This window comes from Chromatocurvus halotolerans (genome assembly GCF_004340525.1).
GTDB classification, from domain to species: Bacteria; Pseudomonadota; Gammaproteobacteria; order Pseudomonadales; family Halieaceae; genus Chromatocurvus; species Chromatocurvus halotolerans.
The window spans coordinates 122,580-148,924 of sequence record NZ_SLWX01000004.1 but is presented as its reverse complement, the minus strand read 5'-3'; the positions used below and the strand labels follow the sequence as shown (position 1 = coordinate 148,924).

General features: G+C 64.7%; 22 protein-coding genes. 11 read left to right on the top strand and 11 right to left on the bottom strand.

Annotated features, from left to right (window positions below; translation table 11 throughout):
- Positions 1 to 6: 6 nt before the first annotated feature.
- Together EV688_RS06365 and EV688_RS06360 are read right to left on the bottom strand one after the other, a co-directional pair.
- A complete protein-coding gene (locus EV688_RS06365) occupies positions 7 to 447 on the bottom strand; it encodes an acyl-CoA thioesterase (protein WP_240624218.1) in 441 nt (146 codons plus the stop codon).
- A gap of 46 nt (positions 448 to 493) precedes the next feature.
- Positions 494 to 1,855, bottom strand: coding sequence for an MFS transporter (locus EV688_RS06360; RefSeq protein WP_117314975.1), 1,362 nt, complete (start codon positions 1,853 to 1,855; stop codon positions 494 to 496).
- A 134-nt stretch (positions 1,856 to 1,989) separates the two neighbouring features.
- On the opposite strand from EV688_RS06360, the gene EV688_RS06355 reads away from it, so the two are divergent.
- Complete coding sequence (locus EV688_RS06355; RefSeq protein WP_131917574.1) at positions 1,990 to 2,496, top strand: GNAT family N-acetyltransferase; 507 nt, start codon at positions 1,990 to 1,992, stop codon at positions 2,494 to 2,496.
- 71 nt (positions 2,497 to 2,567) lie between these two features.
- Here the strand turns inward: EV688_RS06355 and EV688_RS06350 are convergent, their stop codons facing one another.
- Positions 2,568 to 3,077 (bottom strand): fasciclin domain-containing protein, encoded by a 510-nt coding sequence (locus EV688_RS06350; RefSeq protein WP_240624217.1) that lies wholly within the window; start codon positions 3,075 to 3,077, stop codon positions 2,568 to 2,570.
- A gap of 133 nt (positions 3,078 to 3,210) precedes the next feature.
- Positions 3,211 to 4,071, bottom strand: a complete 861-nt coding sequence (locus tag EV688_RS06345; RefSeq protein WP_131917572.1) for a hypothetical protein — start codon at positions 4,069 to 4,071, stop codon at positions 3,211 to 3,213.
- 39 nt (positions 4,072 to 4,110) lie between these two features.
- Between EV688_RS06345 and EV688_RS06340 the strand changes: the two genes are divergently transcribed.
- From EV688_RS06340 to EV688_RS06310, 7 genes are all read left to right on the top strand, one after another.
- Positions 4,111 to 5,712 (top strand): tetratricopeptide repeat-containing sulfotransferase family protein, encoded by a 1,602-nt coding sequence (locus EV688_RS06340; protein ID WP_117314969.1) that lies wholly within the window; start codon positions 4,111 to 4,113, stop codon positions 5,710 to 5,712.
- 249 nt (positions 5,713 to 5,961) lie between these two features.
- A complete protein-coding gene (locus EV688_RS06335; RefSeq protein WP_240624216.1) occupies positions 5,962 to 8,445 on the top strand; it encodes a TonB-dependent receptor in 2,484 nt (827 codons plus the stop codon).
- A gap of 27 nt (positions 8,446 to 8,472) precedes the next feature.
- Positions 8,473 to 10,344 (top strand): NAD(P)-binding protein, encoded by a 1,872-nt coding sequence (locus EV688_RS06330; protein ID WP_117314967.1) that lies wholly within the window; start codon positions 8,473 to 8,475, stop codon positions 10,342 to 10,344.
- Between the two features lie 4 nt (positions 10,345 to 10,348).
- Positions 10,349 to 11,719 (top strand): Na+/H+ antiporter NhaC family protein, encoded by a 1,371-nt coding sequence (locus EV688_RS06325; RefSeq protein ID WP_240624215.1) that lies wholly within the window; start codon positions 10,349 to 10,351, stop codon positions 11,717 to 11,719.
- A gap of 13 nt (positions 11,720 to 11,732) precedes the next feature.
- Positions 11,733 to 12,179 (top strand): cupin domain-containing protein, encoded by a 447-nt coding sequence (locus EV688_RS06320; RefSeq protein WP_117314964.1) that lies wholly within the window; start codon positions 11,733 to 11,735, stop codon positions 12,177 to 12,179.
- A gap of 64 nt (positions 12,180 to 12,243) precedes the next feature.
- The gene (locus EV688_RS06315; RefSeq protein ID WP_117314962.1) at positions 12,244 to 12,699 is read left to right on the top strand and encodes a (2Fe-2S)-binding protein; all 456 of its coding nucleotides are present in this window, start codon (positions 12,244 to 12,246) and stop codon (positions 12,697 to 12,699) included.
- Entirely contained in the window at positions 12,696 to 14,954 is a 2,259-nt protein-coding gene (locus EV688_RS06310; RefSeq protein WP_117314960.1) for a xanthine dehydrogenase family protein molybdopterin-binding subunit, read from the top strand. Before EV688_RS06315 ends, EV688_RS06310 begins: the two co-directional genes overlap by 4 nt.
- Positions 14,955 to 15,026: 72 nt before the next feature.
- Here the strand turns inward: EV688_RS06310 and EV688_RS06305 are convergent, their stop codons facing one another.
- Together EV688_RS06305 and EV688_RS06300 are read right to left on the bottom strand one after the other, a co-directional pair.
- Positions 15,027 to 15,986 carry an XdhC family protein gene (locus tag EV688_RS06305; RefSeq protein ID WP_117314958.1) on the bottom strand — a complete coding sequence of 320 codons (960 nt, stop codon included), beginning with the start codon at positions 15,984 to 15,986 and terminating at the stop codon, positions 15,027 to 15,029.
- Between the two features lie 11 nt (positions 15,987 to 15,997).
- Positions 15,998 to 17,476, bottom strand: a complete 1,479-nt coding sequence (locus EV688_RS06300) for a RimK family protein (RefSeq protein ID WP_117314956.1) — start codon at positions 17,474 to 17,476, stop codon at positions 15,998 to 16,000.
- Between the two features lie 136 nt (positions 17,477 to 17,612).
- On the opposite strand from EV688_RS06300, the gene EV688_RS06295 reads away from it, so the two are divergent.
- Complete coding sequence (locus EV688_RS06295) at positions 17,613 to 18,602, top strand: zinc transporter ZntB (protein ID WP_117314954.1); 990 nt, start codon at positions 17,613 to 17,615, stop codon at positions 18,600 to 18,602.
- 66 nt (positions 18,603 to 18,668) lie between these two features.
- Here the strand turns inward: EV688_RS06295 and EV688_RS06290 are convergent, their stop codons facing one another.
- The 3 genes from EV688_RS06290 to fumC all read right to left on the bottom strand — a co-directional run bounded on the left by EV688_RS06290 (position 18,669) and on the right by fumC (position 22,555).
- Positions 18,669 to 20,021 (bottom strand): TonB-dependent receptor, encoded by a 1,353-nt coding sequence (locus EV688_RS06290; protein ID WP_117314952.1) that lies wholly within the window; start codon positions 20,019 to 20,021, stop codon positions 18,669 to 18,671.
- Between the two features lie 258 nt (positions 20,022 to 20,279).
- Positions 20,280 to 20,996 carry a TonB-dependent receptor gene (locus EV688_RS06285; RefSeq protein WP_117314950.1) on the bottom strand — a complete coding sequence of 239 codons (717 nt, stop codon included), beginning with the start codon at positions 20,994 to 20,996 and terminating at the stop codon, positions 20,280 to 20,282.
- A 146-nt stretch (positions 20,997 to 21,142) separates the two neighbouring features.
- Positions 21,143 to 22,555 carry a class II fumarate hydratase gene (fumC, locus tag EV688_RS06280; RefSeq protein WP_117314948.1) on the bottom strand — a complete coding sequence of 471 codons (1,413 nt, stop codon included), beginning with the start codon at positions 22,553 to 22,555 and terminating at the stop codon, positions 21,143 to 21,145.
- 175 nt (positions 22,556 to 22,730) lie between these two features.
- Here fumC and EV688_RS06275 point away from each other — a divergent pair, with 175 nt between their 5' ends.
- Positions 22,731 to 23,159 (top strand): FKBP-type peptidyl-prolyl cis-trans isomerase, encoded by a 429-nt coding sequence (locus EV688_RS06275; RefSeq protein WP_117314946.1) that lies wholly within the window; start codon positions 22,731 to 22,733, stop codon positions 23,157 to 23,159.
- A 21-nt stretch (positions 23,160 to 23,180) separates the two neighbouring features.
- On the opposite strand, the gene ppnN is transcribed toward EV688_RS06275, so the two are convergent.
- The gene (gene ppnN / locus EV688_RS06270; RefSeq protein ID WP_117314945.1) at positions 23,181 to 24,584 is read right to left on the bottom strand and encodes a nucleotide 5'-monophosphate nucleosidase PpnN; all 1,404 of its coding nucleotides are present in this window, start codon (positions 24,582 to 24,584) and stop codon (positions 23,181 to 23,183) included.
- Positions 24,585 to 24,653: 69 nt separating this feature from the next.
- Positions 24,654 to 24,911: a hypothetical protein gene (locus EV688_RS06265; RefSeq protein WP_117314943.1), complete on the bottom strand. Its 258-nt coding sequence runs from the start codon at positions 24,909 to 24,911 to the stop codon at positions 24,654 to 24,656.
- Between the two features lie 229 nt (positions 24,912 to 25,140).
- Here EV688_RS06265 and doeB2 point away from each other — a divergent pair, with 229 nt between their 5' ends.
- Positions 25,141 to 26,322: a N(2)-acetyl-L-2,4-diaminobutanoate deacetylase DoeB2 gene (gene doeB2 / locus EV688_RS06260; RefSeq protein ID WP_117314942.1), complete on the top strand. Its 1,182-nt coding sequence runs from the start codon at positions 25,141 to 25,143 to the stop codon at positions 26,320 to 26,322.
- Positions 26,323 to 26,345 lie beyond the last annotated feature (23 nt).

The window sequence follows — 26,345 nt, the reverse complement described above, 5'->3', positions numbered from 1 at the left end:
CGTCGGCTACGCCAGCGCCGGTGAGGCGGCCACCAGGTGCCGGCGCAGTGCCTCTGGAATGGCGCAGGGTTTGCGGCTTGTCTTGTCGACAAAGACCTGCGTGATGGTACCCCGCACCAGCCGCGTGCCGCTGCGCTGCTCGTGCATGTCAAAGCCCAGGGTGGCGCTGCTGTTGCCAAGGCGCTGGTAACCTACATCGACCCGCACCATGTCATCCATGCGGCACTCGTGCAGGTAGTCGCAGTTGATGTTCGCGGTAAAGACGAAGCAGGGTGCCTGCGCCGGGTCGATCCAGTTGAACCCGAGGCTGCTCATCAAGGCGCCGGAGGCCTCATCCGCGTACACGAGGTAGTTGGCGAAATACAGATGTCCCTGTGCATCGGTGTCGCGAAACCGTACCTTGATGGTTTCGCTGTGCATGACAGTGAAGCGTTGCGTATCTTCCACGACTGACCCCGTAAGCGGTTCGACTGCGTCCGGCGTTCATACTACATCACCCGCTGCCATCCCGCTCGGCCAGCGCCTCCCGCAGTCGTCGGTGCTCGGCTTCGTCAATGGGAAAATTGCGCATCATGGCGGCCGCGAAAAGCTTCAGAACAATGCTCGGTGCGGCGTACAGAATAGCCAGGGTGCGGACAATGCCGTCGCTGTTGTCGCCGCTGGCGTCGAAGCCCACGAGGTCGAGTAAGGGGAAAATGAAGCCCACGGCGAGCGCAAAGGCGAGCTTCGATGCCGTTCCCCAGAGGGCGAAGAAAAGGCCGGGCCGGCGTTTGTTGTTGTGCCAGTCGTCCCACTCGATCAGATCGCCATTGATCGCGTTGGGCAGGGCGAGGTCTGCGCCGATCATCAGACCGGTGCCGGCAACAATCAGAACGTAGTACAGGGTGTCACCGCTGCCAAGGAAGGGTGCGCCGGCAAAAAAGACACAGGAGCCGAGAACCGCAAGACACCAAGTGCGGTGCTTGCCCAGGCGGCGCGCGACCCTAACCCAGACCGGAATGGAAATGGCGCTGCAGAGGAAATACAGAAACAGGATCGGGCCGGCAATGCCGGGTTCCTCAAGGACATGAGTCACGTAGAGCAGAAACAGCGTGGCCGGAATGGCGTTGGCAACGCCGTTTACCAGGAAGGCCAGCAGCAGGCGCCGGAATGGCGATGGCGTGCGCATGAGATCCCAGGCGCCGCGCATGCTGTTGCCGCGGTTGGCGGCAGTACCGGCGTCGGGCACCCGCAGGGCTGCCAGCGGCACCGACACCGCAAGCCCGGCAATGACCAGCCAGGTGATGGCGGCGAGGGAGTCGCGCAGTGTGTCGTTGTTGCTGTTGTCAATGAGCAGCAGTGCCGCCAGTGTGCCACTCAGACCGAAAATGACCCGGGCACCGCTGATACGACTGCGCTGGTGGTAGCTCGCAGACAGTTCCGCCCCCCAGGCGTTCATGGGTACCACGTTCATGGTGCCTGCGATATAGACAGCCATGGCCGTCAGCACCAGGTAGCTGTTGCTGACGGATGCTGGCGGGTTGAACAGCAGCCACACGGAGCCCGCGATCAGTGGTGCGCTGGCGACGATCCAGCTCTTGCGGCGTCCCCAGTGGGCCGGTGTGTAGTCGGACAGATAACCCACCAGAGGGTCGGTGACCAGATCCCAGAGTCGTGCGATCAGCAGTATCGCCCCGACCGCGGTCAGGCTCATGCCCAGGGCCTGGGCATAGAACGTGGGGACCACCACCTGCAGCGCAATGAAGCCCGCAGCCAGCGGGAAAGCCAGGCTGCCGAAGGCGGCCAGGGTTATGGGATCCGGCACCTGGCCGGCGGCGCTGTTCGAGCCAGCGGGTGTGCGTATGTGTGAAGTCATCCTTTTAGTACGCGTCAGCCCGCGTTCGGACCATCGGGTGTGAAGCTGTTCAAACTTTGGTCATGCCACCAGCGGGAATGCGGGAATTCCCCGAAGCGAATCCCTACACTCACTGCACGACAGAAGGAGATGCCGTGTTGACCCTGCTTGCCCTGACCCATGCGCCCCCACTGAAACCCTTCGTGCCGCAGGATTTTGCGGTGCCCAGACAGGTAGCGATACCGGGATTCCGCCTTCAGGCTCTGACGCTGGATCACGCAGCTGCCGATTATGACGCCATCGTCAGCAGCAGTGAGCATCTGCAGGGACTGTTCGGTCGTGGCTGGCCAGCGGGGCTGACCACTGAGCAGCATCGCATCGATCTGGCCTGGCACCAGAAGGAATTCGAACGCCGCACCTCCTTTGCCTACGCGGTGCTGGCTGCGTCGGAGGATGTGCTGCTGGGCTGCGCTTACGTCAGTCCTGGTGACAGCAGTACCTTTGATGCAGAGGTTCGTTACTGGGTGCGAAGCAGTGAGCTTGCCTCGGGATCCCAGGAACGTCTGGGGGCGGCGCTGGCAGACTGGATCGAGGATGTGTGGCCCTTTATCAATCCTCGCTACCGGCCCAGGCTGCGGTCTTCCCGCGCCCGGTTGCACTGATAACGCAGCGACAAAAAAAGGGCGATCGCATGGCGATCACCCTCTCGGCAGCAGCCTGCACGCAACCGGCGTTACGGCAGAATGACGCTGTCGATGACATGAATCAGGCCGTTGGATGCCTCAATGTCGGTCGCCACCACATTGGCGTTGTCGACCATGACGCCGTCGTCGGTCACGGTAATGTCAACCATGCTGCCCTGAACGGTGGTAGCTTCACTCAGCTCCACCACGTCGCTCGCGTACACCTTGCCGGAGACGACGTGGTAGGTCAGGATGTCGGTCAGCTTCTGCTTGTTTTCCGGCTTGAGCAGGCTCTCCACGGTACCTTCGGGGAGCTTGTCGAAGGCCGCATTGGTCGGTGCGAAGACAGTGAACGGACCCTCGCCGGAGAGCACGTCGACAAGACCGGCGGCCTTCAACGCGGCAACCAGCGTTGAAAAATCATCATTGCCCACCGCGATTTCGACGATGCTGGGCTTGCCACCCATCATGCCTCCTTCTTGTTGATCTGCCTGGGCGCCACCGGCGAACAGGCTGGCCGCGAGGGCCACGGACGTCATCAGTCTGGTAGTCAGGTTCATGGGTATTCCTCTCTGTCATGGATGAAAGCAGGCCGGCTGTCGGCCGCTCAGCGCGATGGTCTGCACTTGTGATTGATACGAGAGGCTTTCGGCGCGCGGACCGCGACTGTCCGTCTTCTGCCCAGTTCTTTGCTCAGCGCGGCTGCGGTGGTCCCTTTAGCAGCGCGCGGCTGCCCGCCAGAACCGCGTAGAGGAATGCCAGCGGCAGCACAATGCTCTTGAGCAGGAGCGACATGGCCAGCGTCATGGCGCTGGCCGCGAAGTCATCCACGCGGGCCTCGAGTGCGCTCAGGCGGGCGCGCACTTCTGCGGGCGACACCGAGTTGCGCAGACGCTGCAGCCAGCCCTGTCCGGTCTGATCCGGATCGGCGGACTCCAGGGCCGCGAGTTCGCCGCGGAAGTGCTCCATCGCCGCCCGCTGGCGCTTATCCCGCTCGGCGAGGAAAGCCGCGTCAATCCAGCCGCTCGCCAGCGCACTCACGCCCAGGGCAAAGCGCAGGAACAGCGTTACCAGAAACAGGCGCAGCACGAGATTGGTCGCGACGCCATTGCGACGCGGCTGCAGCAGCGTGATCGCGGAAACGATTGCGGCAACCGTCAGCAGCAGGTTGAACGCCCGTTCTGCGGCCAGCAGCAGCAGAGTCTTCTGCAGCGCCAGCGATCCCAGGGCGAACAGGAACAGCGTGGAAATCCGCTCTATCAGATCATTAATCGGGTCGAGCACTTCACCTGCCGCTACCGTCAGCATGACCGCATGCACTTCCGTGCCCTGCATCACGGAGACCAGTGCATTGATCCCCCTGGCGCTGGCATACGCGGCGCCGGTGGCGAGCAGTGCGCTGTCCACGCTCTGCTCCGAGAGCCCGTCGAGCACCCCCATCCAGGCAAGTAAAGGCCCGAGCACGCAAAGAGCGAGGAGGCAGGTGCGGCGACTGTCGAGAGCGGTGAGGCGCATGGCGGAACGGCTGACGGCTGAAGAAACAGAGGCTAACATGCCGGTTTGACGCCGGCGTAGCAATGACCGGGAGTGCGAATGCGACAGGAAGGCACAGCAGCAGTGCAGCCGTGGATGCGCGATACCCTGCGCGAGGGTTACGCGCGCCTGTCGCGACGGGATTTTGCCGGCGCATCGGACTGCTGTCGGCGACTGCTCACGGCCAGGTCCGATCTCGTCGAGGGCCATTTTCTTGTCGGTCTGATCGCCGCCGAGACAGACAACATACGCATGGCGGTGCAGGCCTTTGGCTCGGTGACCCGGCTGCAGCCGGAGCACGGCGCGGCCTGGGCACAGCTGGCGCGGCTGTTCATGCGCTTGGGACATGTCAATCGTGCGGATGACGCCCTGGCGCAGGCAGTAGCGCACCAGGACGGCAATCCTGTGGTGCAGGACACCATCGCCGCGGTCCACACCCTGCTCGGCGACCCGACAGAGGCGTCGCAATGGCTGTCGCGGGCGCTGGAGCAGCAGCCGCGGAATCTCCGCTTTCTGCTCAATCGGGCCAACAATCAGATGTTCCTGGGGGAGTTTGCCGCGGCGCGGAGCACCCTGGCTCAGGCGCTCGAGGTCAGTCCGGACAATGCCAATGCGCACTGGCTGTTGTCGGGCCTGGCGCGTGCCCGTGACAGTGAGCACGTCGACCAGCTGCAGGCGCTGCTGCAGGAGGGCGCGCGCTCACCGCTGGAGCAGGCCTATCTCAACTATGCGCTGGGCAAGGAACTCGAGGATCTTGAGGACTGGTCTGGCGCGTTTGCCGCCTTTGCCCGGGGGGCAGAGGCGCGCCGCCGGAGCCTGGCGTACGATGAGGCCGCGGAGCGCGACATGTTTGCGGCACTGGAGCAGACCTTCACGGCGGAGTGGCTGGCATCGCGTCCCGACGGTCACCCCACCGGGGCACCGATTTTCGTGGTCGGGCAGCCGCGCACCGGCACCACGCTGATCGAACGCATCATCAGCGCGCACCCACAGGTGCACTCCGCCGGCGAACTGCGTCAGTTCGATGGCTCGCTGCGCCGCCTGCTCAACTGGACCGGTACCCGGCGCAACAGTGCGGAACTGGTGCAGCGTGCCGGCGATATCGACGTGCGCAGGCTGGGCGAGGCCTACATGAGCACCACGCGCAAGCTGCGCGGGCACCTGCCGCGCTTTGTCGACAAGCTGCCGGTGAATTATCGCTATCTGCCGCTGATTCTGGCGGCGCTGCCGGGAGCCCGGATCGTGCATGTTCGCCGCGACCCTATGGATGCCTGTTTTGCCAGCTTCAAGCAGCTGTTTGCCGACGCCTATCCGCACTCCTACCGCCAGGATGAGATGGCGCGTCATCACGCACGCTACTACCGGCTCATGGCACAGTGGCGATCGCGCTTTGGCGGGCGTTTTCACGACATTACCTATGAACAGGTCGTCGGTGATCCGGAGCCGCAGGCGCGAGAGCTGATGCACTTCCTGGGGCTGCCCTGGGACGATGCCTGCCTCGATTTCCATCGCCAGAGCTCGGCAGTGACCACCGCCAGCGTAGTCCAGGTCCGCGAGGCGGCGCACACGCGATCTGTCGGACGCTGGCGGCGTTACGAACAGCAGCTGCAGCCGCTGCGTCGCGGTCTGCAGGCGGAAGCCGTGCCGCTGGTCCTTGAGTAGTCGGCTATTGCTCTGTGCCCTGGCATTGCCGTGTTGTATTGCTCCGCGCTTTTTCGTAATCTCGGGAAAAAGACTGACCGGCGGCGTAGACAGGTAGCACGCGCAAGCGCGTCAAGCGCGTAGAGAGACACCTGCACGACTCGCCCCCCGGCCTTCCGGGGCAGATCAGAGTGACCAACGCCCGCAGAACAATTCGAAAGAGCGCGTGATGCCAGCCCCTGGGGCATCGCCAGAACGAGGGGGTAGTCCATGCCAGGCCAAAGTGTTTTCCTGCCCGATGTCCGGGCGTTCGCCGCTACGACAGACAGCGCACCCACACAGCCAGTTGACGGTTCACACTGTCCGCGCCAGCATCTGGTTCTCGCCGTTTCCACGGCCGTGATGTTGGGCATCGGCAGCAGTGGTACCGATGCCCAGCAGCTGGAAGAAGTCATTGTTACCGCGACCAAGCGCGCGCAATCGGTGATGGACGTACCGCTGTCGGTACAGGCGCTCTCCGGTGATTTCCTGCGCACGGTCAACCTCGATGACGTCAAGGACCTGGTGACATTCACCCCCGGCGTCACCGGCAATTCCAAAGACAGCTTCATGGACTCGATCGCGGTACGCGGCATTCTGACCAACGATTTCGGCAACGGGGGGGATCCCTCGCTGGGCGTGTACAAGAACGGGTTCTACCAGGGCCGCAACGGCGCCGCCGTGACCAGTCTGTTCGATCTGGAGCGCGCCGAAATACTGCGTGGCCCCCAGGGCTTCCTGTTCGGCCGCAACTCCATTGCCGGCGCCATGAATATCATCACTCGCAGGCCGACCCGCGACGAGGCTGACACCTATGCCGATATCCGCATCGGTGAGCGCGATATCTTGCGCGCCGAGGCCGCGACCAATGTCGACATCAGCGACGCGGTTTCCGTGCGTATCGCCGGCCTGCATTCACGGGAAGATGGCTACGTCACCAATATCCGCACCGGCCGGGACTACATCGAACACGACAAGACGGCGCTGCGCCTGACCGGCGTTTATGATGACGGTGGCGACCTGACGGCAACGCTGTTTGTCGAATACGAGGACCGCGAGCAGTCCGGCACCATGTATCGCGCCACGGGCAACGGACCCTCCTATGCCTTTCTGGAAAGCATTTACGGGACCCTTCCGGTGCCGGCCGATCCGCGTGATGTCAACATCGACGAGCCGCGCAGCCCGCCGGTGGATGAGGGCGAGATTTTCCAGATCGGCCTCGAACTCAACTACGACCTGGGCTGGGCAACCCTCACCTCCCTGACCGGTTACAAGGATCACGACTATTACTATTCGGAGGATTTCGACGCGACACCCCTCACCATTTTCAATTACGAGCAGGTGCAGTCGGGAGAGTACTTCGAACAGGAGCTGCGCCTCACGTCCGACACCGAAGGCATGCTGAGCTGGTATGCCGGTGTCTCCTATTACCGCGAGGACATCGACACCGAATTTCTCGGCCAGCAGGACGAGGATCTGTACTGCAACGTCTACTGGGGCAATGACTGCCAGGGCGTGTTTGACTACTACAACAATGCCTACGATGGCGCCTACGCCTACATTCTTTCCGATTACTGGGGCACCTATGACTGGCAGGCAAGTCCCGACGGACTGATCGATGACTGGAACCGTACCCGGGGAACCTTTCAGGGCTGGGCGGCCTATGTCGATCTGCAGTTCCAGCTGTCGGAGCAGTTCGATGCCAGCGTTGGCGTGCGCTATAACGACGATGAAAAGGAGATGTCGCAGGAAGTGCTGACCGCACGCAACCGCAGCCTGCTCGGGCAGGTGGTGCAGACCGGCTTCACCACGCCAGAGGGGCCGGTATCCGACACCCAGTCCTGGTCCAGGGCCACCTGGCGCGGTGTTCTCAACTGGCGTCCGGACAGCAACAACCTGCTTTACGCGAGCCTCACCACGGGCTACAAGCAGGGTGGCTTCAACAGCTTTTCGGTGACGCCGGGGGGGCCGTTCAGCGGCGTCGAGGCCTTGCCCGGCGTGCATCGTCCGTCCTCCTTCGACTCGGAGGAGGTCACGTCCTACGAAATAGGCTACAAGGGCAAGCACTTCGATGGTGCCAGCCAGATTCAGCTGACGGCCTTTGTCTACGAATACGAGGACCTGCAGGCAACCTGCAGCGAGCCCGGTTCGCCGGTAGTTGTGGTGTGCAATACCGGTACGGTGGATGGCCGGGGGGTGGAAGGCGTCTGGAACTACGGCTTCTCCGAGTACTGGAGCTTCGGCCTCGGGTTCTCGTGGTTCGACAGTGAGGGCAAGGGCATTCAGGATTTCTGCGCCAACGGCGAGGAATTCCTGGGCGATCGCAATGCCTGTGAGGGATCACCGCTGCCGGGCATTCCCGAATGGACCGCCTATACCACGCTCAACGGCAATCTGCCGCTGGACTCGGGGGAGCTGTTTGGCAACGTGTCGGCGAGCTGGGAAGACGGAGCGCCGGCAGACTGGGTGCCATTCACCCCCGAGACCGTTGCCGCCGGCATGCGCGACGTGGGCGAGTACACGGAGGTCCAGGCCATGGCGGGCTTCCGTTCGCCCACGGGCTGGGCGCTGGCGCTGTATATCGAAAATCTGCTCGACGATGAGTATTACGACGCGGGCAATGGGCCGACCTCTGCCGCCTCGCCCTATGTGCAATCGGACATCAGCCCCAGCCGTCCACGCACCGCGGGTCTGCGCTTTATGTGGAACCTGTGACAACCCTACCCCCGGCTTCCCGCTGATATGGCCCGCCGCCTCGATATCAGTCGTCGGGATTTCCTCGGTGGCCTTGCTCTCGGTACCGCCGCGGGCGCCCTGGCACCGGTGGAGGCGCTGGCGAGGTCGACTCCGGCGGGGGGATATCCGCCGGCGATCATGGGTATGCGCGGCAGTCAGCCGGGCTCCTTCGACGTTGCGCACGCGGTGGCCTGGGGAGGGCAGCGCTACCCGCGACCGTCGGAACAGACGGATGGAATGTACGACCTTGTGGTTGTCGGCGGCGGTATTTCCGGGCTGGCGGCGGCGCATTTCTACCGCGAGCAGGCAGCTGCCGGCAGCCGGATGCTTGTCCTCGACAATCACGACGACTTCGGCGGCCACGCCCGTCGCAACGAGTTCACGGTTGATGGCCGCCAGCTGATCGGCTACGGCGGCAGCCAGTCCCTGGACACGCCGGGCAGCTACTCCAGGGAAGCCGCCGGTCTGCTGCGCGCGCTCAGTATCGACCCGGAGCGCTTTTACGACTATTACGACCAGGATTTTCATGCCAGTGCCGGTCTCGGGCGCGGCGTGTATTTCGGCGCCGGGCGCTACGGTGAGGATCGGGTACTGCCGGAGCTCGATCTTTACGGCGGCCCCTCCGCGCGGGCGGGCAACGCGGCATTGCTCGCCCGCTATCCGCTTGACGATGCCGCCCGCAGGGACTGTCTAGCGCTGCTTTCAGAACCGGGCAACCCGCTGGCGGCCATGCCCCGGGATGCCCGCATTGCGGCACTGCGCGGCATGAGCTATCGCCAGTTTCTGCTCGATACCGTGGGCGTGCCGGAGGCGGTCTACCTGCTGTGGCGCGATAGCATCCGCGGCTGGTGGGGGGTGGGCTGGGACGCCATCTCGGCCCTGGAAGCCCAGCGCATGGGCATGCCCGGCACCCGGCACGTCGATCTGCCGCCGGTGCCGCAGCGCGAGCCGGAGCGCAACGAGCCCTATATCTTCCACTTTCCCGATGGCAATGCCGGCGTTGCCCGGGCGCTGGTGCGCAGCCTAATACCCGGGGCCGTACCTGGCAGCAGCATGGAAGACCTGGTGCTGGCCCGGGTGGATTACGCAGCGCTCGACCAGGCCGGGCAGCGCTGCCGCCTGCGCCTGAACAGCACTGCAGTGGATGTGCGGCATACGCCGGCCGGCGACGCGGTAGACGTCTGCTACGTGCGCGATGGTCGGGTTGAGCGGGTGCGCGCGAAGCACGTCGTCATGGCCTGCTACAACGCGATGCTGCCGCATATCTGCCCGGAAATGCCCGAAGACCAGTGCGAGGCCATTGCCTATGCCACCAAGGTGCCGCTGGTGTACATGAGCATTGCCGTGCGCAACTGGCGTCCCTTTGCGGAACTCGGCATGCACAGTCTTTCGGTGCCGCAGTCGAGCCTCATGCACGCCTTCGGGCTGGATTTTCCGGTGAGCATGGGCGCTTATCGCTTCGCGGATACGCCGGACCAGCCAACCGTGCTGCACGGGTCCTGGGTGCCGACAGTGCCGGACCGGGGACTGACGGCGCGGCAGCAGCACGAGGCGGGTCGCCGGCAGATCTACGAGACCACCTGGGAGCAGTTCGAGAGCGGAATCATCGAGCAGCTGACTGGTGCTCTCGGCGGAGCCGGCTTCGATCCTGCCCGCGATATCGCCGGCCTGACGGTGAATCGCTGGCCCCACGGCTACGCCTACGAGTACAACGAACTTTCCGATCCGGCGCACTACGGGCCGGACGAGGGACCGCACCGGCTCGGGGCGCGGCAGATGGGGCGCATTTCCGTTGCCAACTCCGACGCCTCCGCCTATGCCTTTGTCGACGGCGCCATCGATGCCGCCTGGCGCGCCACCCGGGAACAGCTGGGATGATGTCTTGAGCGAGAGCGGTGGCCTGCTGTCCCTACTGCCCACGCTGCTGGTGTTTGTCCTGGCCATCTGGAGCCGTCGGCCCATCGAGTCATTGATCTGCGGTGCGCTTCTCGGCCTGGTGATGCTGGAAGGGTCCGGCTTTGTGGCCGGCATGGCGGAGACCTCGCTGAGCGTGCTGACCGACGAGGACGTCGCCTGGGTGATACTGGTCTGCGGCTTCATGGGTAGCCTGATCGCCCTGCTGATGCGCACCGGGGCAACGGCGGCCTTCACGCGCAACCTGGGCAGCCGCATCCGCTCTGCCCGCGCAGCCCTCATGACCACGTGGGGCCTGGGCATTGCGCTGTTCGTCGATGACTACCTTAACTCGCTCGCGGTAGGGGCGGCCATGCGGGACATCACCGACAGGTTCCGGATTTCCCGGGAGAAGCTGGCCTACGTGGTGGACTCCACCGCCGCGCCGATCAGTGTGCTGATCCCGTTCTCGACCTGGGGTGCCTTCTTCGCCGGCATGCTGGTGGCCAACGACCTGGCGGCGGAGGGGCAGGGTCTCACGGTCTACATCTCCGCCATTCCCTACATGTTCTACGCCTGGTTCGCCGTGTTGCTGGTGCCCGTGGTGATTGTGGGTGGCCTGGGCGCCCTCGGGCCCATGGCGACCGCTGACCGGCGCGCGTGGGAGACTGGTGTCATGGTGCCGCCGGAGGCGCAGCACATCGAGGACGCGAACAAGGCGATCGTGCCCAAACCCGGACTGACGCCGCGGCTGTGGCTGTTTGTCGCGCCGATGGTGGCGCTGGTCGCCTGCACCCTGGTTTTCGACAATGATTTCCTGATCGGTATCTACCTCGCCCTCGGCGGCACCATCATCACGGTGCTGGCCCTGCGTCTGCTCGACCTGCACGACACCTTCGATACCGTGATTGACGGCTTTAAGACCATGATCGAACCGCTCGCCGTGCTCGTGGCGGCGTTCATTCTCAAGGAGGTGAACGATGATCTGGGTCTGCCGCGATACGTGGTAGAAAGCGTCGAGCCGCTGCTGACCCCGCAGACCCTGCCGGCAGTGATATTTGTCAGCATGGGTCTGGTGTCCTTCATGACCGGGTCCAACTGGGGCGTGTTCGTGATCGTGCTGCCCATCGTGGCCGCCCTGTCCCGGAACATGGGTGCGGACATGACGCTGGTGATCGGTGCCACCCTGTCCGCCAGTACCTTTGGCAGTCACGCCTGCTTCTACTCTGACGCCACGGTGCTTACCGCCCAGGCCACCGGATGCACGCCGCTGCAGCATGCGCTCACCCAGTTACCCTATGCCCTCATTGCGGCGGCCCTGACGGTCGCCGCCTATCTGTTGATCGCTTTTCTGTCATGACAGGAGATTGCCCATGATGACCTTCAGGCACGCACTTGCCGGGCTGACGCTGACGGCCCTGCTGCCGGTCCACGCTGGCGCCGAGGTGGTGAAGCCCGCCGAAATGAGCCGCGATGATCTCGCTGGCGGGATGTTCGACAGCCCCGACACGGTGGTCACAGAACGCGACGGCAAGCGGATCCTCGATATCACCTCGCTGCTCAGCAGTGACGGCAAATTTGCCTCCGGCATGTACCGCGCCGGCCCATCGCGTTTCGAGATCGATGAGCCCTATGGCGTAGACGAGTTCATGTTCTTTCTCGAGGGCAGCGTCACGCTGACATCCTCCGACGGCAGTCAGCAGGTGATTGAGGCGGGCGAGGCGGTCACCATACCGAAAGAGTGGACCGGGGTCTGGGAAACCGATGGCTACACCAAGATCTGGGTGATCTATTCTGAGGACGGCTCGGCGCTGGAGTAGGGGTATGGTAGGGTTTGAAAAAATGTGAAGCAGTCGCGGATTCGCGGCGCAGGGATAACAACAAATGATTGAACTGACAGTCAACGGCGAAAAGCACAGCACCGAGGCGGAGGGCGATATGCCGCTGCTGTGGTATCTGCGCGATATCGCCAACCTCACCGGCACCAAGTTCGGCTGCGGCGCCGGCTTCTGCGGCGCCTGCACGGTGCACATCGATGGCACGGCCCAGCGCTCCTGCAGCGTCCCGCTTTCCGAAGCGGCGAACCGCGAGATCACGACCATTGAAGGGCTGGCGGTGAACGGCGATCACCCGGTGCAGCAGGCCTGGGCGAAGCATCAGGTGCCCCAGTGCGGCTACTGCCAGCCCGGGCAGATCATGCAGGCCTCGTCACTGCTGAGCGACAATCCGGCGCCGTCGTCGGCGGACATCGACAGCGCCATGCAGGGCAATCTCTGCCGCTGCGGTACCTATCCCCGTATCAAGGCGGCGCTTCTTGACCTGGCGGAGAAAGCCTCATGAGTCGCTATCTCGATCTGTCGCGCCGCAAGTTCCTGAAGACCGGCGCCGTGACCGGCGTCGCGGTGTTCGCGCTGCCGCTGCTGACCCGACAGGGCCCCTCGGCCACGGCGGTGGCCGCTGAAGCGGCTGACGCCGACAGCGATGCGCGGTTGTTCATTGCCCTGCAGGCCGATGGCACGGTGGTTATCACTTGCCACCGTTCGGAAATGGGCCAGCACGCGCGCACCGCCGTGGCCCAGATTGTCGCCGATGAGCTCGAGGCTGACTGGGATCGCATCGCGATCGAGCAGGCCCTCGGCGACAAGCGCTACGGCGACCAGAATACGGATGGCTCGCGCAGCATCCGCTTCAATCTCGAGCGCCTGCGGCTTGCCGGCGCCACCGTGCGTCACATGCTGCGCGACGCCGCGGCCGAGCAGTGGGGGGTTGCGGCGGCAGACTGCCTGGTCGAGCAGCACAAGGCGCGCCACCTGCCCTCCGGCAGGACCCTCGATTTCGCCGATCTTGCCGCCGCCGTTGCCGACAGGCAGCCGCCATCCGCGGATGCGGTGTCGGTCAAGGCGCGCAAGGACTGGCGCTATATCGGCGAGGGCAAGCCGATTGTCGATATGGCGGACATACTGACGGGCAAGGGGACCTTCGCCGCGGACGTGCGCCTGGAGGACACCGTGGTGGCCATCATTGCCAGGCCGCCCGTGGTGCTGTCGAAAGTGCAGTCCGTGGACGCCGCCGAAGCGCGCAAGGTGCCCGGTGTGATCGACGTCATCGAGATGCCCGCGAACACGGAGGCCCCGGTGCAGTTCCGGCCGCTGGGTGGCGTCGCCGTCCTCGCCAGCAACACCTGGGCGGCGCAGAAGGGCTGCGAGAAGCTCGTGATTACCTGGTCGGATTCGCCGAATGACGGCTACAGCTCGGAAGCGTTCCGCAAGCAGATGGAGGCGGCTAACGAGCAGCCCGGAGACGTTCACTACAGCAAGGGCGATGTCGATGCCGCGCTGAAGGGCGCCGCGAAAACGCATACCGCGCAGTATTACGTGCCCCACCTGGCGCAGGCGCCCATGGAGCCGCCCGCGGCCAGCGCGCGCTTCGTCGACGGCGTGCTCGAGGTGTGGTCCTGCACCCAGAATCCGCAGGCCGACCAGAGCCTGATTGCCGGCATGCTGGGGCTCGAGGAGAGCCAGGTGCGGGTGCATGTCACGCTGCTGGGCGGCGGCTTCGGTCGCAAGTCCAAGCCGGATTTCGCCGCGGAAGCGGCCTATCTGGCTCATGAGACAGGACGCACAGTACGTGTGCAGTGGCGCCGTGAGGACGATATCCGCCATGGCTTTTACCACACCGTAAGCGCACAGCGCCTCGAGGCGGGTCTTGACGACGCCGGACGTCTCAAGGCCTGGCGCCACCGCTCCACCTTCCCCACGATCCAGTCCACCTTTGTCGCGGGGGCCGAGGAGCCGGGGTTCGAGACCGATCTGGGCCTGCGCGATCCACCTTATGCGCTGGAGCACATTCAGGCCGAGACAGGCCGCGTGCCCGCGCAGCTGCGTATCGGCTGGATGCGCTCGGTCGCCAACATCTACCACTGCTTTGCCAGCCAGTCGTTCATGGCAGAGCTGGCGGAGGCCGCCGGGCGTGACCACCGCGACTTCCTGCTCGAGGCCATCGGCCCGGATCGCCTGATCGACTTTGCGGCCGAGGGTTCGAAGTTTGCCAACTATGGCGGTGACACCGACGCCTATCCCTTTGACACCGCGCGGCTCAAGCACGTGCTGCGTCGCGCTACCGATCTGGCGGATTGGGGCCGCGACATGCCTGAGGGCTCAGGGCTCGGCCTGGCGGTCCACCGCAGCTTCCTGAGCTACGTTGCTACGGTGGTGGAAGTGACCGTCAGCGAGGACGGTGAACTGACAATCCCGAAGGCGTGGGTGGTCGTGGATGCCGGCACCGTGGTCAACCGCGACTCCGTGCGCAACCAGATGGAGGGCGGGTCGGTGTTCGGGCTGAGCGCCGCGCTGGATGCTGCGATCACCGTGGACAAGGGAGCGGTGCAGCAGTCGAACTACGATGATTATCAGGTGGCGCGCATGCCGCACAGTCCGGCGTCCATTGAGGTCGAAGTGGTCGACAGCGAGGCGCCGCCCGCCGGCGTTGGCGAGCCGGGAACCCCGCCCTTTGCGCCGGCGCTTTGCAACGCCATTTTCGCTGCCACCGGCAAGCGCATCCGCGAACTGCCGATCGGCAAGCAGCTCAGCGCCTGAGGTCTGTCTTTGCCTGAGCCTGCGCCCGGTCCCTTGATTCGAGGGCGCAGGCCGCACTCAGGCTGGCCCTCCTCAGACAGCCCCTGCGGGCCGCCGCCGTAGCTGCACCAGCTGCGCCATGATGGCAACGGCGATCTCCAGCGGTGTCTTGCTGCCGATATCGAGACCGACGGGCGCCTGCAGCCGGTCTATCTTTTCCTGCGGAATATCCAGCGCCTGCAGTCGCTGCAGGCGTTTCTCCGTGGTTCGCTTCGAGCCCAGGGCGCCGACGTACCAGGCCTCGCTCTCCAGCGCCTCCATCAGGGCCATGTCGTCTATCCGCGGGTCGTGGGTCAGGGTGATGACCACGGAAAAACGGTCGGCGGCCTGGGCCCGCACCACGTCGTCCGGCATGCCCGGCAGGCGCGGGACCTCGGGGCCGGTCCACTGCGCCAGGGTATCCGGCCGTGGATCGGTCACCAGCACCTCGTAATCCATGGCCAGCGCCAGCTCCGCCAGTGAGGCGGCCAGCTGCCCGGCACCGACCAGCAGCATGCGGTAGCGCGGCCCGAAGCTCTGGGCGAGCTGTATCGTATCCACCTCAAGGTCGGCAAAATGCGCCAGCGGCTGCAGCACTGTGTGTCCGTCGGCAAGACGCACCTGCCGCTGTATGCAGCGACGCTCGCCGATGGCATCGAGAAGGGCCTGCAGCCACTCGCTGTCATCGGCGCGCAGTGACTGTACGATCAGGTCGAGCTGGCCGCCACAGGGCAGGCCGAGGCGGGCGTTTTCCTCGGCGCTGACGCCATAGCGGATGCGCTGGACGCGCTGTGCATCGAACTCCCCCGCCCGCAGTCGCTCGATCAGGTCCTCCTCCACACAGCCGCCAGATACCGAGCCGGCCTGGGTGCCGGTATCGGTACAGGCAAGCATGGCGCCGGCGGGTCGCGGGGAGGAACCGCTGGTGGCGACGATCGTGACCAGCCAGGCACGCGTCGGCGCCGCGCAGGCGGCCAGGGCAAAGGCCAGGACATCGCTGTCATGGGTGTGCATGCGCGGGCCGCTCAGCGCCGGCCGCGCTGTTCCAGACGACGGGCGAATTCCGCCATCACCAGCTGATACAGCTCATTGCCCAGATACTTGTCCTCCACGCCGCGCTCAATGCTCGGATTGTCGTTCACCTCGATCACGAACACGCTGCCATCTTTCTCCTTGATATCCACCCCGTAGAGGCCGTCGCCGACCACGCCGGCGGCCTTTACCGCGGCGCGGATGACCTTCTGTGGCACTTCGAAGGTGGGCAGGGTATCGAATCCACCGGAGCTTCCGCTGTTGCTGGCGTGGTTGTAGATCTGCCAGTGGTTGCGTGCCATATGGTACCGACAGGCGTAGATGGCCTTGCCCGCCAGCACGCCAATGCGCCAGTCGTAGTCCGTGAAGCAGTAGGCCTGCGCCAGCACCAGCGTGGTCTCCGCGAGGAGCCGGTCGATCTGCTCCCGCAGTTCCTCGCGGCTGTGGATGCGGAACACGCCCCGCGAAAAGGACCCCTCGGGCAATTTCAGCACGACCGGGTAGCCAAAGGCATGCTCGATGCGGTCAAGGTCGACTTCAGCGGAGCTGGCCACGACCAGGGTGGGCAGTGCAGGCACCCCCTTGTAGGAAAAGGCGTCGTGCAGGTAGATCTTGTTGCAGCAGCGCAGAATGGACTGCGGGTCATCGATCACGATCAGGCCCTCGCGCTCGGCGGTTCGCGCCAGGCGGTAGGTGTGATGGTCGATGGCCGTGGTCTCGCGCAGGAACAGGGCGTCGTACTGGAGAATCTGGTCACCCTGGGCCGGCGTCAGCGTTTCGGCGCGAATGCCGACCTCGGCGGCGGCGCGGATAAAGCGCTTGATGGCGCCGGCGTCACTCGGCGGGCTGGGTTCGTCCGGGTTGACCAGGATGGCCATGTCCCAGCGCAGGCGCTTGCTGTCACCGTAATTGCGCCAGAGACCGCGGGTGAACAGGTCGAGAGCCGCGAGGAATTCCCGCCGCTGCTCGGCGCTCAGCTGTGCGTAGCCCATGCGCTGCACGTGAATCCGCCCCGCCAGCTGTTCGCCGGGCAAGGTGACGCGCAGTATCGGCGCCGGAAAACGCTGGAAGATCTGACGGCCGAGTTTCTGCCAGTGTGCCTGTTCACAGGTGCCGAAGTAGAGCAGGGTTTCACGCGCGTCCCGGCTGCGCAGCGGTCGCAGCAGTGACTCCTCGGCATTGAAGCGCACGGCCTGGGGGGCGACATCGCCCATCGACGGGTCATCCCGCTCGCGCAGGTCATTGATGCAGCTGACGCTGGGCAGCACGCTGTGGCGCCGCGCCTCCGCCAGCAGTGAGCAGTAGTAGCCGCGGCTCAGATAGCGCGCGGTGTCGCACAGATTGATGACGCGGGTGCGCGGTTCGTCGGCCTTGGGATAGTCCGAGAGATATTGCTCGAAGCTGATCCAGTCGAGGGAGCTGTCCGGGTCGATAAGAGCGTCGTCGTCGACGACGACCAGTGTTGTACGCATTGGGGTCAAACCGTCATTGAAGGGTGGACGTGCCGTCAGCGTCGATTGTGCCACGGGCCGCGGCTGGTGGCAGCAACTACCGCCAGCCCCGCGCTAGCCGGTAGACTGCGGCTACTGTTAACAAGGGACGATTGCCATGGCGCAGCCAGACAGTGAGCAGCCGGACGGGCTCATTCATGCACTCCTGCTCGACGGGGCCGGCGCTGCGCGCACCCTGGAGTGGCGCGAGGTAGGCGCCTGGCAGCCGGAACAGGGCTGCCTGTGGCTGCATTTCAATTACGAGGCAGAGGCCAGCCGGCGCTGGCTCGATGAGCGCAGCGGGCTCATCGATGTGGCGGTGAATGGTCTGGTGATGGATGAGACGCGACCGCGGACAATCACCCGCGGCGACAACCTGCTGATGGCTCTGCGCGGCGTCAATCTCAATCCGGGATCCGATCCCGAGGACATGGTGTCGTTGCGCCTGTGGTGCAACGGGCAGAAAGTGATCAGCACCTGCCGGCGGCCGCTGTTGTCAACCCACGATATTCTGGAGCGTCTGCAGGACGGCGCCGGACCGCACAACGCCGCCGAGCTCCTGGTCGCCTGGATCGACGGTATCGTCGCGCGCATGGCGGATACCGTTGACGGCTTCGAGGACGCGGCGCTTGAGCTGGAAGACGTGCTGCTCACCGGCCAGCTGGGCAGCCTGCGCCATGATCTTGCCCATCTGCGCAAGCAGACCATTACCGTGCGCCGGTATCTGGCGCCGCAGCGCGAGGCCTTCAACCGGCTGACCGCCGAGGCGATCGGCTGGATCGACGACCTGAATCGCCTGCGGTTGCGCGAGATCACTGACCGTCAGATCCGTCACATCGAGGATATCGATGCGGTGCGCGAGCGCACGGCGGTGGCACAGGATGAAATGGTGGGGCGCCTCTCGGAACAGATGAACGAGCGCATGTACGTGCTGTCCCTGGTGGCGGCGATATTTCTGCCGCTCGGTTTTTTCACCGGCCTGATGGGAATCAATGTCGGCGGCATGCCGGGGGTGGAAGACGGATTCGCCTTCTGGGTCGTGGTTCTCCTGTGCGTGGGGGCGGCCGGATTGCTGATGGCCTGGTTCCGCTTCCGGCGCTGGCTATAGAACCTGCGCCAGCCTCCCCGGGGGGGGGCTGGCGCAGGGGCGTGAGCGGACTGGGTGCCTGGCCGTCTAGCGGAAGGACTTGGTCACGGTCACGCCGTAGGTGCGCGGCGGCATGTAGAACTCGGACGTGACGCCGGTGGGGTCGACAATCTGGTTCGACAGCTGCAGCTCATCGTCGAGGTTCTTGCCCCAGATGTCCACGCTCAGCGAGCCGTCCCCGCTGTACCAGGTAGCGTTGGCGTCGATCAGTGACACGCTCTCCTGGCGCTCGCGCTCACGGTTCTGCGGCCCGAAGAAGTAGTCGTCTTTCCAGCTGTAGCTGGCGCCGACGTCAATGGTGCTGCCACCGGACAGATTGAAGCGGTAATTCGCCGCCACGGTCAGCGCCTGGTCAGGCGCAAACGGCAGGTCATTGCCCGACAGATCCAGGTTGTTGGAGTTGATGAAGCGGTCGAAGGTCGCGTCGCTCCAGTTGTAGCTGGCGCTGACCGTGAGATTCTCCGTGGGTGCGATGTCGAAGCTGGCCTCAACGCCCTTGGATCTGGCCTCGGCATTCAGCAGCGTCAGCAGAAACTGGCTGTTGAGCTCGAAGATCTGCAGGTCGCTGTAGTCCATGTCGTAGTAGGACAGGTTGAACTGCGCGCGGTTGTTCCACCAGGCCGACTTCATGCCAACCTCGATGTTTTCCACGATCTCGGGATCCACCGGTTCGCTGGCCACCGACGCGAGGTTGGTCTGCGACTGGAACGCACCGCTCTTGAAGCCCTCGGAGTAGGTGGCGTAGAGCATGATGTCCTGGGTCGGACGATAGGCCAGGGACACCTTGTGCGTGACCTCCGACCAGGTGTCATTGGCCGATACCGGCGCCTCGAAGGGCGGCAGGATCAGCGGCACGCCGGAGGGGACGGTGCCGAGCAGGTCCAGTGAGTTCTGGGTAATGTCTTTCTTGTCCTCGGCCCAGCGCGCACCGTATGTCAGCGTCAGCTGCGGCGTGATGTCGTAGTCGACCTGGCCATAGACCGCCGCACTCTCGGTGGTATTGTCCTGGACAAACAGCACGTTGCCCTCGCCGGCCAGGCCCAGACCCTGCAGCAGCGTGCTGTACTGGGTGTAGAACTCCTCCTCGCGGTCAACCTCTTCCTTCATGTAGAAGACACCAAACACCCAGTTCAGGTTGTCGGTGGTATGCGACAGCCGCAGTTCCTGCGACCACTGGGAGGCTTTTTCATCCGAGGCATCGATAACGTTGCCCGGCGCCGTGAAAGAGCCCGGGGGCAGCGGTACGCCGGGTGGCGAGGGGGCATCCAGATCGTTCAGCGGTATTCCCGTAAGGTCGTCCATCACGGAGAAGTCACTGCTGCGCCAGGCAGTGATGGAGGTGAGCATGGGGCCACCGAGATCGTATTCGAAACGGGCCATGGTGCCGTAGACGTCGCGCTCCTGACCCGTCTCGAACTGGGTGGCGCAGTGGCGCTCGTCGGCCTGGGCTGCCTGCGGGATGCCCAGCTCCCAGAACGGGGTCAGCCCGGCGATGGCCTTGTCCAGGTTCTGGATGCTGCGGCAGCTGCCGTTGGTTTCGTTCTTCGCGTAATCGGCACCGAGCAGCAGGCTGGCGCGGTCGCTGATGTCGAACAGCAGCTGGCCGCGGACACTGAAGTTCTTCAGGTTGTCCAGGTCCTACCCGCTGCCCGCCGCACCGATAGAACCGCCGATCAGGCGGCTGGCGGAGAAGTTGCCCTCGGTATTGATGTCCTCCGCTGTGATCACGTTGCGCCCGAAGCCGTCGCGCTCACGACGTGAGAAAACCAGCTTGCCGGCCACGCGATCGGTCAGGCCGCCGCTGGCGAGGCCCTGGATGTGGCGCAGGCCGTCGCTGCCCAGTGAGCCGCGAACCCGCAGCTCGGTCTCCTGGGAGGGTCGCGAGGTGACGATATTGATGGCGCCGCCGTTGGTGTTCTTGCCGTACAGCGTGCCCTGGGGTCCGCGCAGGATCTCGATGCGCTCGAGATCGAACAGGTCGAATCCCACACCACCGGTGCGGCCGATGTAGACCTCGTCCAGGAACACCCCGACCGCGGGGTCACTGGCGGCGGAGTCCGAACTGTTGCCGATGCCGCGGATGTAGATCCGCGGTTCGCCGACGTTGAACTGATTGAAGGTCAGCCCAGGAGTGCGAAAGGCAACATCGTTCAGGTTGCTGATCTTGCCGACTTCGATGTCACTTCCGGAAAGCGCAACAACGGACAGTGGGACATCGTTGATGCTCTGGGTGCGCCTCTCGGCCGTCACCAGAACTTCTTCAAGCTGTGGCTGCGCCGCCACCAGCGTGGCGGTGGCAAGCGGGGCCAGCGCCAGTGCGCTGAGCGTGCGGGCAATGGGGTGTTGACGGGTCATGGCAGTCTCCGGTCAATGCGTGGATTATTGTATGACTTGCATTATCGAACCAGAGCATAGTGTAGATGAGCCACTGTGCGATATAAAGGTGCACGCGCGGCTTATTGATGGGAATCTGTCGCTCGGCGCCCCGCTCGGCGCCCCGATCAGTGCGCCCCGGTCATCGTGTCGACATCGATCAGTTCATCGAAGGTGTCGGCATCCAGCGTGCCGTCGGCGAGCGCCGCCTCGCGCAGGGACAGCCCTTCGGCGTGCGCTTTCTTGGCGATGGCGGCGGCGCGGTCGTAGCCGAGGTGCGGTGCCAGCGCCGTCACCAGCATCAGCGACTGTTCGAGGTGCTGCTGCAGGCGCTCGCGGTTCGGTTCGGTGCCGCTCAGGCAGTGCCGGTTGAAGCTGCTGATCGCGTCGGACAGCAGCGCGATGCTTTGCAGCACATTGAAGATGATCAGCGGCTTGAAGGTATTCAGCTGCAGGTGTCCCTGCATGCCCCCGGCGGTGACAGCGGCGTGATTGCCGATCACCTGCGCGCACACCATGCACAGGGCCTCGCACTGGGTCGGGTTTACCTTGCCCGGCATGATGGATGAGCCGGGCTCGTTCTCGGGCAGACTCAGTTCGCCAAGCCCGCAGCGAGGACCTGAGGCCAGCAGACGGACATCGTTGCTGATCTTGTTCAGGCTGACTGCGAGGGTGTTCAACGCGCCCGAGAAAGCCACAAGAGCGTCGTGTGCGGCGGAGCTTTCGAACTTGTTGTCGGCACTGGTGAAGGGCAGGCCGGTGACCTCCGCGACCCGGCGCGCAAACAGGTCGGCGAAGCCGGGTGCGCAGTTGAGGCCGGTGCCGACGGCGGTTCCCCCCTGGCTGAGGGCGTGGATGTCCGTCAGGGCGCTGGCAACGCGTTGCCGCCCCAGATGAATCTGTCGCGCAAAGCCCGAGAACTCCTGGCCGAGGGTGAGCGGCGTGGCGTCCTGCAGGTGGGTGCGGCCGATCTTGTTGATCCGCCACCATTCGCGGCTTTTGTTTTCCAGCGTGGTCTGCAGGCCCTCCAGGGCGGGCAGCAGCCGGCCATGGGTCTCGCGGGCGGTGGCAATGTGCATGGCACTGGGAAAGCTGTCGTTGGAGGACTGGCCGCGGTTGCAGTGATCGTTGGGGTGCACCGGTTGCTTGCTGCCGAGCGTGCCGCCCAGCATTTCACTCGCCCGGTTGGCAATCACCTCGTTGGCGTTCATGTGGGTCTGGGTGCCCGAGCCGGTCTGCCAGACGGAAAGAGGGAAGTGCGCGTCCCAGCGGCCCTGCATGACTTCCGCGGCGGCTTCTGCCAGCGCCTGCGCAATCGCGGGCTCCAGCTCGCCGAGCTCGCCATTGCAGCGTGCGGCGCAGTGCTTGACGATGCCGAGCGCGTGTATCAGGGCGGCCGGCATGGTGTCGGTGCCGATGGCGAAATTGCCAATGGCGCGCTGGGTCTGCGCGCCCCAGTAGCGGTCTGCTGCCACCGCAATGTCGCCGAACGCGTCACTTTCAAGGCGCGTGGTGCCGCTGGATTCCGTGCGTCTCGCCATTGTCTCTGCTCCCTGCCCGCGGTTTTTCTGTCGCAGTGAATTTGTTAGTGTATGCGGGAATCTGTGGTTGCCGGTGCGTTCCCTTACCCGCCTCTTCCGGGTCACACCCGTCGAGAGTGTTCCCGCCGTCTTCCATGCTATCAGGCACGCAGACATTGAACAGGAGACAGTTCGCATGACACAGGCCAAAACCGGCGATACGGTAAAGATCCACTACAGCGGCACGTTGACCGACGGTACCCAGTTCGACTCCTCGGAGGGTCGCGATCCCCTGGAGTTTTCACTGGGCGCCGGCGCCGTGATTCCCGGCTTCGAGAAAGCCGTTGAGGGCATGGCGGTGGGAGAGAACAAATCGGTCACCATTGAGCCGGACGATGCCTACGGGCCGCGCCACGACCAGCTGGTGCAGCAGGTACCCAGCAGTGCGTTGCCCGACGACATCGAGCCTGCCATCGGCATGCAGCTGCAGGGGCAGAGCCCGGAGGGACAGGTGATGAACCTGACGGTGACGGGCATCGAGGAAGACGGCATTACCGTGGATGCCAATCATCCACTGGCCGGCGAGGCCCTGACCTTCGACATCGAGCTGGTGGAAATCGTCTAGGCGAGCCCTCTCGTCCCTGCGTCAGTCGCCCGCGGGTGACTGGCGCAGTTCGAAACACGGCGTGTAGCTATCCGCGTCCAGCTTCATGCGGCCCTGTGCCACGAAGCTCGCCAGCAAGCGGTTCAGGCGCTCCCCGATATCGGGGTCGCCGTGCAGCTGAAACGGTCCGTGGGCTTCCACCGCCTGGACGCCGAAATCCTTGACGTTGCCCGCCACAATTCCTGAAAAAGCGCAGCGCAATGCGCGCACCAGATCGTGCGTGGGCAGACTCGACTCAAGGCGCAGTTGTGCCATGTTGTCGTGTGTCGGCATGAAGGGCTGCTGCAGGGGTTCGGGTATCACCAGATCCCAGTTGAAGCTGAAGGCTTCCTTGCGCTTTACCCGATGGCGGCGCACTTCCTTTACCTGCTCTTTCATGCGTCTGGCTGCGGTTTTCGGGTCGCCGATGATAATCTCGTAATGCCCGGCGATGTCGTCGCCCAGCGTGCTGCGCAGAAAATCGTCGATCTCCTCAAAGTAGCCGGCACTGCAGGCCGGGGCGAGGAAGAACAGCGGCAGCGGCATGCCGGCGTTGGCCGGGTGCAGTTTCACCCCGAGGAGGAACAGGATCTCCTCCGCCGTGCCGACTCCGCCGGGAAACACGATGATGCCGTGGGCCAGGCGGACAAAGGCCTCCAGGCGCTTCTCGATGTCCGGCAGAATGACCAGCTCGTTGACAATCGGGTTGGGTGATTCCGCCGCGATGATACCGGGCTCGGTAATGCCGACGTAGCGGCTGTCGCGGGTGTTCTGCTTGGCGTGGCCGATAGCGGCACCCTTCATGGGTCCTTTCATGGCGCCGGGACCGCAGCCGGTCGCAATATCCAGGCCGCGCAGGCCGAGCTGATAGCCGACCTGCTTGGTGAAATCGTATTCCTCGCGGGAAATCGCGTGGCCACCCCAGCAGACCACCAGTTTTGGCGGCACGTCACTGCGCACGATATTGGCGTTGCGCAGGATGCGGAAAACCGCATCCGTGATGCCGGCGGAGCTGTGCAGGTCAAAGGCGAGCTGGTTCTCTATCTTGTGCTGGGTGAAGACGATGTCGCGCAGGGCGGCGAACAGGTGGTTGCGTATGCCCACGATCATGCGGCCGTCGACAAAGGCCTCCGCGGGAGCGTGCATGACTTCGATCTTCAGGCCCCGGGACTCGGCGACCACGCGCAGATCGAAATCCCGGTAGCGCTGGTATACCGCACGGGCGTCGTCGGTATGCCCGCCGGTGTTGAGTACGGCGAGGGCGCAGCGGCGGAACAGTTCGTGCAGATCGCGGTTGGCGCTGGCCAGGCTGGCCATCTCCTGCTGCGAGAGCAGGTCGAGGCTCTGCAGGGGCCGCACGGACGCGTGGGCGATGGTGTCGGGGCGGGGTTCAGTGCTGATTGTCATGGCGGGACAATAGCCGCAAGTGTGCCACTTTACCAGTGACAGATCAGGCCAGTCGCCGGCCGGGACGGGTCAGCGTCCGGGAAGCCAGCGCGCGAGGGCACGCTGCCACAGTGATCCCCGGCGCGGCGGCGGTGCGTCGCTCGCCTTGCGGTGTGCGGGCGGGACGCCATGTTCCGCGTACCATTGCTCCCACTCGTGCGGGGTCAGCGTTCGCGGCACATAGGACTCGTCGGTATGCTGCTCGGCCTGTCGCTGCAATGAGGTATCTGCCGATTCACCCGGACCGTCGACGATTTCCCGGATTCTGCGCTGCTGTCGTGTTTCCATCTTCCTGTTATAGCGCAATCGCGGATAAAAGGAAGGTCTGTCCCGTGTCCCGGGGCTGTTGACGTTGCGTCCGGAGGCGACCCCGAAAAGCCTTGCAAGTAGCCGGTGGCAAACCGTAAGGTGATGTGGTGGGATCACGTGCAATTCTGCAACGCTGTGCAGAGTGCGCGCCGAGGAACCGGATTTTGAGCGCCGGCACCGGCTGTGTGTCGGCAGGCAAGAGAGAGAAATGTTGACCCGGGAAGAGACACAGCACGCCTGGTCAAGTCTGCTGGAGGCGTCGGTCAGCCTGCGACGGGAGCTGCACCAGCTGCCCGAGCTGAGCTGGTCGGAGCACCAGACAGCGGCGCTGATACGGGAACGGCTAGACAGTCTGGGTATTCCCTGGCGGGCCTGCGCCGATACCGGCACCCTGGCGACGCTGGCGCCCGCCGCGGCGGGTCGCCACATTGCCCTGCGTGCGGATATCGATGCCCTGCCCATCACGGAAAACTCCGGCATGGCGTGGAGTTCACACCATCCGGGATGCATGCATGCCTGTGGCCACGATGGCCACACCGCAACCCTGTTCGCGGCGGCCCAGTGGCTGAAGGCGCAGGAAAATCGCCTGCCCGGCCCTGTCACGCTGCTGTTCCAGCCTGCGGAAGAGGGTGGGCATGGCGCCGACGCGATGATCCGCGAAGGGGCGCTCGAGGGCGTGGACGCCATTTTCGGCTGGCATAACTGGCCCGCCATTCCGATCGGGCACGCCGTCTGCCCGGACGGTGCCGTCATGGCGGGCAACGGCACCTTCCGGCTTGAGGTGCGCGGCCGGGGTGGCCACGCCAGCCAGCCGGAGCTGTGTCGCGACCCCGTGCTCGCTGCATCGGCCATTGTCCAGGCGATGCAGCAGGTGGTGAGTCGGCGCCTGCCGGCCCAGGGCGCGACGGTTGTCAGCATCACCTCGATCGATGCCCGCAGCGGCGTCACCGTGATTCCCGATACCGCGGTGCTCGAGGGCAGTTTCCGCATTACTGACCCCCGCGACCGCGAATCGCTGTCGGCCATGATTACCGAGGTGGCGGAGTCCGCCGCCAGGGCCTACGGTACGGAATGCGACGTGACCATCGACAAACGCTACGACCCCACGGTCAACCATCCGCAGGAGGCAGCAACCATGCGCAGTGCACTGGTGGATGAATTTGGCGCTGGCGCGCTGGACGCGCCGGTGCGGGTGCCGATCATGGCCTCGGAGGATTTCAGCTATTACCTGAAGCACATTCCCGGCGCCTTCGCCCTGATCGGCGCCGGCGACGGGCAGGAGCGCCACGAGGTTCCCTGCCACAGCTCGCGCTATGACTTCAACGACGCGCTCATCGCCCATGTCGCGCGGGTGTACGCGCGCCTCGCGGGAGCGCCGCTGCCAGGCTGAGCGGGAGCCGTCGCGGCAGACCG

What these genes read in the sequence shown, in the direction of transcription:
- EV688_RS06360 (WP_117314975.1), bottom strand. Translation starts at nt 1,855, where the DNA reads ATGACTTCACACATACGCACACCCGCTGGCTCGAACAGCGCCGCCGGC.
- EV688_RS06350 (WP_240624217.1), bottom strand. Translation starts at nt 3,077, where the DNA reads ATGAACCTGACTACCAGACTGATGACGTCCGTGGCCCTCGCGGCCAGC.
- EV688_RS06345 (WP_131917572.1), bottom strand. Translation starts at nt 4,071, where the DNA reads ATGTTAGCCTCTGTTTCTTCAGCCGTCAGCCGTTCCGCCATGCGCCTC.
- EV688_RS06340 (WP_117314969.1), top strand. Translation starts at nt 4,111, where the DNA reads ATGCGACAGGAAGGCACAGCAGCAGTGCAGCCGTGGATGCGCGATACC.
- EV688_RS06335 (WP_240624216.1), top strand. Translation starts at nt 5,962, where the DNA reads ATGCCAGGCCAAAGTGTTTTCCTGCCCGATGTCCGGGCGTTCGCCGCT.
- EV688_RS06330 (WP_117314967.1), top strand. Translation starts at nt 8,473, where the DNA reads ATGGCCCGCCGCCTCGATATCAGTCGTCGGGATTTCCTCGGTGGCCTT.
- EV688_RS06320 (WP_117314964.1), top strand. Translation starts at nt 11,733, where the DNA reads ATGATGACCTTCAGGCACGCACTTGCCGGGCTGACGCTGACGGCCCTG.
- EV688_RS06315 (WP_117314962.1), top strand. Translation starts at nt 12,244, where the DNA reads ATGATTGAACTGACAGTCAACGGCGAAAAGCACAGCACCGAGGCGGAG.
- EV688_RS06310 (WP_117314960.1), top strand. Translation starts at nt 12,696, where the DNA reads ATGAGTCGCTATCTCGATCTGTCGCGCCGCAAGTTCCTGAAGACCGGC.
- EV688_RS06305 (WP_117314958.1), bottom strand. Translation starts at nt 15,986, where the DNA reads ATGCACACCCATGACAGCGATGTCCTGGCCTTTGCCCTGGCCGCCTGC.
- EV688_RS06300 (WP_117314956.1), bottom strand. Translation starts at nt 17,476, where the DNA reads ATGCGTACAACACTGGTCGTCGTCGACGACGACGCTCTTATCGACCCG.
- EV688_RS06295 (WP_117314954.1), top strand. Translation starts at nt 17,613, where the DNA reads ATGGCGCAGCCAGACAGTGAGCAGCCGGACGGGCTCATTCATGCACTC.
- EV688_RS06290 (WP_117314952.1), bottom strand. Translation starts at nt 20,021, where the DNA reads ATGGCCCGTTTCGAATACGATCTCGGTGGCCCCATGCTCACCTCCATC.
- EV688_RS06285 (WP_117314950.1), bottom strand. Translation starts at nt 20,996, where the DNA reads ATGACCCGTCAACACCCCATTGCCCGCACGCTCAGCGCACTGGCGCTG.
- fumC (WP_117314948.1), bottom strand. Translation starts at nt 22,555, where the DNA reads ATGGCGAGACGCACGGAATCCAGCGGCACCACGCGCCTTGAAAGTGAC.
- EV688_RS06275 (WP_117314946.1), top strand. Translation starts at nt 22,731, where the DNA reads ATGACACAGGCCAAAACCGGCGATACGGTAAAGATCCACTACAGCGGC.
- ppnN (WP_117314945.1), bottom strand. Translation starts at nt 24,584, where the DNA reads ATGACAATCAGCACTGAACCCCGCCCCGACACCATCGCCCACGCGTCC.
- EV688_RS06265 (WP_117314943.1), bottom strand. Translation starts at nt 24,911, where the DNA reads ATGGAAACACGACAGCAGCGCAGAATCCGGGAAATCGTCGACGGTCCG.
- doeB2 (WP_117314942.1), top strand. Translation starts at nt 25,141, where the DNA reads ATGTTGACCCGGGAAGAGACACAGCACGCCTGGTCAAGTCTGCTGGAG.